The following is a 7,389-nucleotide window of genomic DNA, read 5'->3' as shown; positions in this document are numbered from 1 at the left end:
AGAGGGAAGGGGTGCCCTCAACCCTGTTTCCATGCATAGTTAGCGTAACTTTGGCACCGCCCCTGATCCAGCCAGAGACGCGTAGGCGTCCAGACGCAACCGAAACAGAATCCAGAAACCCGACTGCGTCCCCTGCATCGTCAACGATCTCGCGCGATTTGGCCTTGGCGTTTAGATGGGCAACTTGATATCGGTACCGAACGGCATTTGCGAACTGCAGGATGGGAAGATTCATATTGTGAAGTGTTCCGCTAAGTGCGCCAGCCGACAGTAGGCCGAAAGAATTCAAAAGTAATTAATTTATTTTGACCCAATATACCAGCGGTTGCGTTCTGGAAAGGTCAGAAAACCAGTACTGGTCGTTCCATGTTGGGGCTGGTAAATTATCGCCGAAAAATGGTATTTGAGGCGAAGCGTCGCTTCGAGCGGCGCACTAATTTATAGCAGTTGATGGTCTGCAATCCGAGACTGGCAAAGAGTGCTGGCAATTAGTCAGAATATTTCACACTCAAGTCCCAAGAATTTGACGAAAGGGCAAGCTGTGCTTCCTGAACATGCTAGAATTGTCTATTGTATCGGAGCTCAAAAAGCTGGGACAAGCTGGCTTTTTGATCAGTTGCAAAAGTCGCCTGAGTGTCATGGCGGCGCTGTTAAAGAAATGCATTATTTCGATACACTGCATATGCACAGCGAACGGCACCACGCAGAGCAGCGCTATAAGTTGCTGCAAGAATTGGTTTCACGCGTAAAAAGCGGTTTTGCCCCAGAAAATGCCACGCTGTTTGATCAAATTAGACAAGTAAGCCACCAGCTAGAATGCTTCGCTGCGAGCAAAGGGGACCACACCGCGTATGTTAAGGCGATGACGCATGGGCGCACGACAGAAGCGAACTTGCTTGATTTTACGCCGTCCTACTGCGGTATGAGTGCCGAAGGTTTTTCGGACATGGCCGGCATTGGGGCCAGCAAATTCATTTTCATCCTGAGAGATCCCGTGTCGCGGATGTGGTCCCAGATTCGCATGCGCACCAAGATGTTGAAAATTGCCGAAACGGATCAGGAATTTTACGACATCAGTGCTGAACATGCTCAACGTTTGCGCCACATGGGCCGCTATCCAAAGATTTTCCGCGCCAACTACATGAAAACCATGAGCCTGCTCGAAGAGTCAGTGCCGGCGGAAGATATCAAATATGTGTTCTACGAAGACCTGTTTCGACAAGATACGATGAAAGACCTCTGCGCATTTCTCGGTATTGCGCCGGTTAAAAGTGATGCGAGCAGACAGGTTAATTTGGGGCGCTCTATTCCCTTGAATGGCGCTGTGCGTGCGTTGATCGGGTCTGAGTTGCGAGAACAATATGTTGGAGTTTTTGATAAATTCGGCGATGCGGTGCCGCAGAAATGGCGTGATACCTTTAAACAGGTCGAGGATTTCACCAACACATCCTACCTGGAACATGTCGCATCGCAGGTTGAATCTGATACTGTGATAGGCCGTAGTGGGCGCAAATTGCGTGGGATCGTGTCGCATCTTAAGCCGACTAAAAAGGCCAAGAAAATCCGCCCCGTCGTCTTCTTGCACATCCCGAAAACGGCCGGACAGACGATCACCAAACAGGTGCGCCTTGCTGTTGGTGCGCGCAATGTTTCGCCAATCATGACCCATTCGCAGGCCCCCGTTGAAGAGCAATTCCCCAAGGGGTTCCTGTATTATGGCGGTCATCTCGATTGGGTTGCGATGGAAGAGAGCGTCGATGATTGCTTCTCGTTCACCGTCCTGCGCGACCCTTACGAGCGGATTGCATCGCTCTATTTCTTCTTGAAGCGACAGGCGATGGCGCTGTCGGCAATAGATCTTGAGCGGCCAGAACATGCAGGTAAGAAATTCCTGCTCGAGGTGTCAGCCGACGACTATTTCTTCTCGGATCGCGCCGACATGCAGTTGTTTGTCGCCAACGGATATTACAACAAATATTGCTACTACTTCGCGTCGCGCAGGATGCAGGGCTGGACGGATCTGAAGAATTTGGACGAGGCCGACGTTTTGCAACATGCGCGAAAGGGCATCAGAGATATCAGCCGTGTTTACGGAATGTCGCAGTTGGATTTGCTTGAACGCGACCTGTCTTCGGTGATGCACCTGTCGTTGTCTTTGAAAGGACCGGCCAAAAACGTTGGGCCCAAAGCAGAGCGTGGTAGCCGCTGGGGCGACCTGAGCGCCTTGTTCGAAAGGGACAGCAACATTCAAAAAATGTCTAAATTTACAGCATATGATGAAAAATTGCTCGAATTGCTGGATTTTTCAGATGGCCCATTGATTGGTCGAGGTGGTGAGATTTAGAACTGGGCCTCAGGTCAGCATGGATGTTGAGCGACGGGCGAGGGCGGTGTTTGTTCGACAATGCGTGCGAACAATTCACCCATGTCCGCATGGCCAGATTACGCGCCAGAGATGAAAATATGGTTGCATGCGTGCTTCATCCTGTAGCGGGGCTTCGCTGGCGGGCAATAACAACCTTGCATTTATGGTAGTTTCACAAGAATAAGGCGTCATATTAAGCCAAGGAGCTATTTTTAGAATGAAGATTGCAGTTATCGGCACTGGCTACGTGGGCCTCGTCTCTGGAGTGTGTTTTTCGGACTTCGGTCACGATGTTATTTGCGTCGATAAGGACGCGTCAAAGATCGAGAAACTCGAGAACGGCGAAGTGCCTATCTTTGAGCCCGGTCTTGAGACGCTTATGGCGCGCAACGTTGAAGCGGGCCGCTTGTCATTCACGCTTGACCTTGAGCACGCGCTTGATGGCGCCGAAGCCGTCTTTATTGCGGTCGGCACGCCAACGCGCCGCGGCGATGGCCACGCTGATCTGACTTATGTGATGGCTGCCGCGACCGAGATCGCGCAAACGGCAAAAGATTACATTGTCGTTGTCACCAAATCCACCGTTCCTGTTGGCACGAACGCGAAGGTCGCTCAGGTGCTCGCAGAGGCGAACCCGAACCTTGAGTTCGATGTTGCGTCTAACCCAGAATTCCTGCGCGAAGGTGCGGCGATTGATGATTTCATGAAGCCTGATCGCGTTGTGGTCGGCGTTGAAACAGAACGCGCGGCCAAGGTCATGTCTGACATTTATCGCCCGCTTTATCTGCGTGACTTCCCGATTGTCACAACAGATTTGGAAAGCGCGGAAATGATCAAATACGCTGCCAACGCATTCCTTGCGACGAAGATTACCTTCATCAACGAGATTGCGGCGCTTTGCGAAAAGACCGGTGCGAACGTGAAGGAAGTGTCGCGCGGCATGGGTCTGGATGGCCGCATCGGCAACAAATTCCTGCACGCAGGTCCGGGTTACGGCGGCTCATGTTTCCCTATAGATACCATGGCGCTTGCGCGTATTGGTCAGGAACATGCGGTTCCAATGCAGATCACTGAGGCGGTCATCAAGATCAACGAAGAGGTCAAGCGCCGGATGGTTGATAAGCTGCTCGACCTTTGTGGTGGCTCGTTCAACGGTAAAAAAATCGCTGTCTTGGGTGTAACGTTTAAACCGAACACAGATGACATGCGCGATGCGCCAAGCCTGACAATTGTTCCTGCACTTGTAGGTGGCGGTGCCGGCGTGACTGTGACCGATCCAGAAGGCCGCCGCGAAGGCGAAGCATTGCTGCCAGGTGTCACCTGGATGGATGATGCATATGCGGCCGCAGCCGGTGCTGATTTGGTTGTTCTGTTGACAGAATGGAACGAATTTCGTGCTTTGGATCTTGGCCGCATTGCCAACGATATGAACGTCGCGAAGATGGCTGATCTACGCAATATCTATGCAGAAACAGATGTACGCAAAGCGGGCTTTGAGGCTTATGTCTCTATTGGTCGCGGCCGCGAAGGAGAGGCGAATTAGTCGCCCCTCCAACACCCTTAATCAAACTTGGAGTTGATTGATGCCTAAGGCTCTTATTACCGGCGCCGCCGGCTTCATTGGCTACCATTTGTCCAAACGCCTTCTAGAAGAAGGGTTTAGCGTTATCGGCTTTGACGCGATGACGGATTATTACGACGTCGCGTTGAAAGAACGTCGTTTGGACATGCTTCTGGAGAATGAGGGCTTTCGCGCCGTGAACGCGCGCCTCGAAACAGAAGGCGCTCTGATGGATTTGATCACAGCAGAAAAACCTGATGTGATCGTCCATCTCGCTGCGCAAGCGGGTGTTCGGTATTCTATCGACAATCCCAAATCTTACGTTGAATCCAACCTGATCGGGACATTCAATCTGCTCGAAGCGGTGCGCGCCAACCCTTGCAGTCACCTGCTGATGGCATCTACGTCTTCTGTGTATGGCGCGAATACCGAAATGCCCTACAAGGAAACCCACAAGGCGGACATCCAGATGTCGTTCTACGGGGCGACCAAAAAGGCCAATGAGGCGATGGGGCATACCTATTCCCACCTCTATGATCTGCCGATCACCATGTTCCGCTTCTTTACAGTTTATGGTCCTTGGGGGCGTCCTGACATGGCGCTCTTTAAGTTCACCAAGGCCATTTTAGATGGCGATGAAATCGACGTTTATAACCACGGCGACCTTAGCCGTGATTTCACCTATATCGACGATTTGGTGACGGGTATTCGCCTGTTGATCGATACGCCGCCTGAACGCCCAGACAGCGCAGAAACGATTGAACAGGGCGACAGCCTCTCCACAATCGCGCCTTATCGCATTGTGAACATCGGCAACTCCGAACCCACAAAATTGATGGATTTCATCGTTGCGATTGAAGGGGCGCTTGGTCAGGAGGCCAAAAAGAACTTTATGGAGATGCAGCTTGGTGATGTGCCGGCGACATGGGCGGACAGTTCGTTATTAAAGTCTCTGACAGGCTATGAGCCAAAGACAAAGCTGGATGAAGGCGTTGCCAATTTCATCGCTTGGTATCGCGACTATTATCAGGTCTGATCCTGCACGCGGGCGGTTCTCATTGATTTGTGAGGGCTGCGACCTCTTTCTGAAAACTGCGGTAGGCGGTCATTAAATCTGGCGGAAATACTGACAGATCTTCTGCATCGCTGCGCCCAATGCTGGTCTTGACGATAAACCCTTCAGGAATAGGCGTGTCCGTTGGTCGCCCGAAAAATTGCTGAAGGCGCGGCCACTCTATGTCTGGGCGCATGCAGAAATCATCATAATCAATCAAGAGATATCGCCCCGGCATCGCGCGTTGCAAATATGCGATGGCCCGTTGGTTTGCGGCAATCCAATAGCGCAATTGATGCACGGGATCGCCGTTTGTATCGGGGGAGGGCAATTCGTAATGATGGGCCCAGTGATCTGCCTGCCACGTGTTTTTGCTAAAGGACATATCAAGCCCGTTGCGCACCACATGGATATAGCGAAGGTCGGGAATATGCGCGTTTAGCTCTGGTAGAAACAGATGTGTGTTCGGTTCTTTCCAGCCCCAAGGTTGATCACGCCCGCCGGGCTGTAGATCGCTCGCGATCAGCTGCTCTGCGTGTTTGCTGCGCGCGCCGCATATCCACGGACCATCAGGGGGCAAATCATCTGCCAGGGACTGAATCAAAGCAGTCTCTTCAGCGGTCATATTTCCCGTTAAACCCGTGGTCATCGCCCGTCGAAACAAATCGACCGAGATGGCGACGTCGGCCGGATCGGGTGTTTCCTGCGCCCAGCGTTTGCGTTTGAACAAAACGGTGAACCACAGATTATCCAACGCTTTGTTTAAGTCCTGCCCAATCGTGAGCCCTGCATGCTGTAAACTTGCCGCGAACACGCGCGTTCCGCTGCCGCCTAGACCACCAATCGCAATTGGTCCCGTGGTTGGTTGGTCAGTTGCATCCGTCATAGGGGGCTCATTTTCTGGCATTCTCGATGCATTTTTCAAGTCAGACCATAGCTTTGTAATCTGCCAAACTGCAATATTTTGTTTCTAGCAGCCTCTTTGTCCCCTCATGTTTCGTACCTCGATTTTGTTAAGGAAATGCAGTAGGATATATGGTTAAGACAGTATGGGTAGATCGATGAACGTGTCGCCAAAAATCAACTTCATAATACCCGGGGTTCAGAAGTCCGCGACGACGGCGTTAAGCCGTTTTTTATCGTCGCATCCAAGGCTCCTTATGCGTGCCAATGAGGGTCATTTTTTTGATCGCGAGTCAGAGGATTGGGACCGTCCAAACTATTCCGCATATGAAGAATTTGCAGCGGTGGCTGAGGCGGGTCAGCTCGTCGGGGAAAAGACGCCCAGCTACATCTTCTGGCCAAATGCGATTGAACGGGTCTTTACCTACAATCCAAGTATGAAGTTCGTCACTTTGCTTAGAAACCCCGTTGATCGCGCATTTTCGCATTGGAAAATGGTGACGCAGAGGGGCGTGGAGACTAATAATTTCAGCGACGCTATTCGAGAGGGTCGCAAGCGGGTTCCCGTGGTTCCGACTGACGAGACGGCGAAAGCCAAGCGGAGCTTTTCCTATGTTGAGCGTGGATTTTATAGCCCGCAGATAGAAACGCTTTGGCGATTTTTCCCAAAGGAGCAAACCCTATTCATCTTGAATGAGGATCTGCTGAATGATCCCAATACGGTCTTTGATAAGGTCTGCGATTTCCTATCGGTTGATCGCTTTACAACTTATCCCCCCCAAAAGATCATTCGCCCAAATTTGAATTTAGCGAAAGGGCGCGCACCGGGGGAAACGAAGGTGACAGATATGTCCGAAAGCGATCGCGCGCATTTGGCGGGCATTTATCGCGAAGATATTTTGACGACACAAAACCTGCTTAAGATCGATTTAAGCGCATGGTTGGCGCGCTAATTTCGGCTGATGCGGTAGTGCGCGCCTGCATCTAACGGTCCGCTGACTTGCGTCGTTGAACCATCTGGCCAGCGGATGCTCAGTTCCGTCGCGTGGCGTGCCCTGCCCATACCAAAATGCGCGCGTGGCGCATCAAAGGACATGAAGCCGCCACCAAGCTGCAATTCACGCATTTGGGTGCGTCCTGTGTCGTCGGTCAGGGTGATCTTTGCGCCGATGCCGTCGCGATTGCCGATCTGGTCGTGCAGCGAAATCACCAGTGCAGGCGCTTGGGTGTTATTGCGGAAAACGGCCATTGGCCCGTTGACCGGATGGGTGACCATGTCGAGATCACCGTCGTTGTCCATGTCAAAGGCCGTCGCCGCCGCCGTCATGAGGTAATCCTCAAGACCAAAAGGGCCGGACGCTTCGACAAAGCGCCCATCGCTTTGATTGTGGAAGAAAAGGTTCGAGGGCGAAACCTCGTTTGGAACCCAAGTGCCGTTCACGATGTAGACGTCTTGCAAACCGTCGTGATCGAAATCCGCGATTTTCGTGTCCCAGCTCCAGCCAC

At 52.0% G+C, this 7,389-nt stretch carries 7 protein-coding genes; 4 read left to right on the top strand and 3 right to left on the bottom strand.

Going from position 1 to position 7,389, the window contains the following annotated elements; all coding sequences use genetic code 11:
* The coding region (locus tag ABJQ89_RS08880; protein WP_348495893.1) for a hypothetical protein at window positions 1-235 on the bottom strand (235 nt) is incomplete at its 3' end.
* A gap of 243 nt (window positions 236-478) precedes the next feature.
* Between ABJQ89_RS08880 and ABJQ89_RS08875 the strand changes: the two genes are divergently transcribed.
* The 3 genes from ABJQ89_RS08875 to ABJQ89_RS08865 all read left to right on the top strand — a co-directional run bounded on the left by ABJQ89_RS08875 (window position 479) and on the right by ABJQ89_RS08865 (window position 4,962).
* Window positions 479-2,344 carry a sulfotransferase gene (locus ABJQ89_RS08875; protein ID WP_348495892.1) on the top strand — a complete coding sequence of 622 codons (1,866 nt, stop codon included), beginning with the start codon at window positions 479-481 and terminating at the stop codon, window positions 2,342-2,344.
* Between the two features lie 238 nt (window positions 2,345-2,582).
* Window positions 2,583-3,908 (top strand): UDP-glucose/GDP-mannose dehydrogenase family protein, encoded by a 1,326-nt coding sequence (locus tag ABJQ89_RS08870; RefSeq protein WP_348495891.1) that lies wholly within the window; start codon window positions 2,583-2,585, stop codon window positions 3,906-3,908.
* Between the two features lie 40 nt (window positions 3,909-3,948).
* Window positions 3,949-4,962 (top strand): GDP-mannose 4,6-dehydratase, encoded by a 1,014-nt coding sequence (locus ABJQ89_RS08865; RefSeq protein WP_348495890.1) that lies wholly within the window; start codon window positions 3,949-3,951, stop codon window positions 4,960-4,962.
* 19 nt (window positions 4,963-4,981) lie between these two features.
* Here ABJQ89_RS08865 and ABJQ89_RS08860 read toward each other — a convergent pair whose 3' ends face one another.
* Complete coding sequence (locus ABJQ89_RS08860) at window positions 4,982-5,866, bottom strand: sulfotransferase (RefSeq protein ID WP_348495889.1); 885 nt, start codon at window positions 5,864-5,866, stop codon at window positions 4,982-4,984.
* 163 nt (window positions 5,867-6,029) lie between these two features.
* Between ABJQ89_RS08860 and ABJQ89_RS08855 the strand changes: the two genes are divergently transcribed.
* Window positions 6,030-6,836 carry a sulfotransferase gene (locus ABJQ89_RS08855; RefSeq protein ID WP_348495888.1) on the top strand — a complete coding sequence of 269 codons (807 nt, stop codon included), beginning with the start codon at window positions 6,030-6,032 and terminating at the stop codon, window positions 6,834-6,836.
* On the opposite strand, the gene ABJQ89_RS08850 is transcribed toward ABJQ89_RS08855, so the two are convergent.
* Window positions 6,833-7,389 (bottom strand): CRTAC1 family protein (locus ABJQ89_RS08850; protein WP_348495887.1); only part of this gene is annotated, 557 nt, incomplete at its 5' end. The genes ABJQ89_RS08855 and ABJQ89_RS08850 overlap by 4 nt on opposite strands.

The organism is Planktotalea sp., assembly GCF_039984035.1.
Lineage (GTDB): Bacteria > Pseudomonadota > Alphaproteobacteria > Rhodobacterales > Rhodobacteraceae > Planktotalea.
This window is presented reverse-complemented; position numbering and strand designations above follow the sequence as displayed.

Excerpts from the sequence above, each read along its gene's own strand:
- ABJQ89_RS08870 (WP_348495891.1), top strand. The coding sequence starts at position 2,583 with ATGAAGATTGCAGTTATCGGCACTGGCTACGTGGGCCTCGTCTCTGGA.
- ABJQ89_RS08865 (WP_348495890.1), top strand. The coding sequence starts at position 3,949 with ATGCCTAAGGCTCTTATTACCGGCGCCGCCGGCTTCATTGGCTACCAT.
- ABJQ89_RS08860 (WP_348495889.1), bottom strand. The coding sequence starts at position 5,866 with ATGACGGATGCAACTGACCAACCAACCACGGGACCAATTGCGATTGGT.
- ABJQ89_RS08855 (WP_348495888.1), top strand. The coding sequence starts at position 6,030 with ATGGGTAGATCGATGAACGTGTCGCCAAAAATCAACTTCATAATACCC.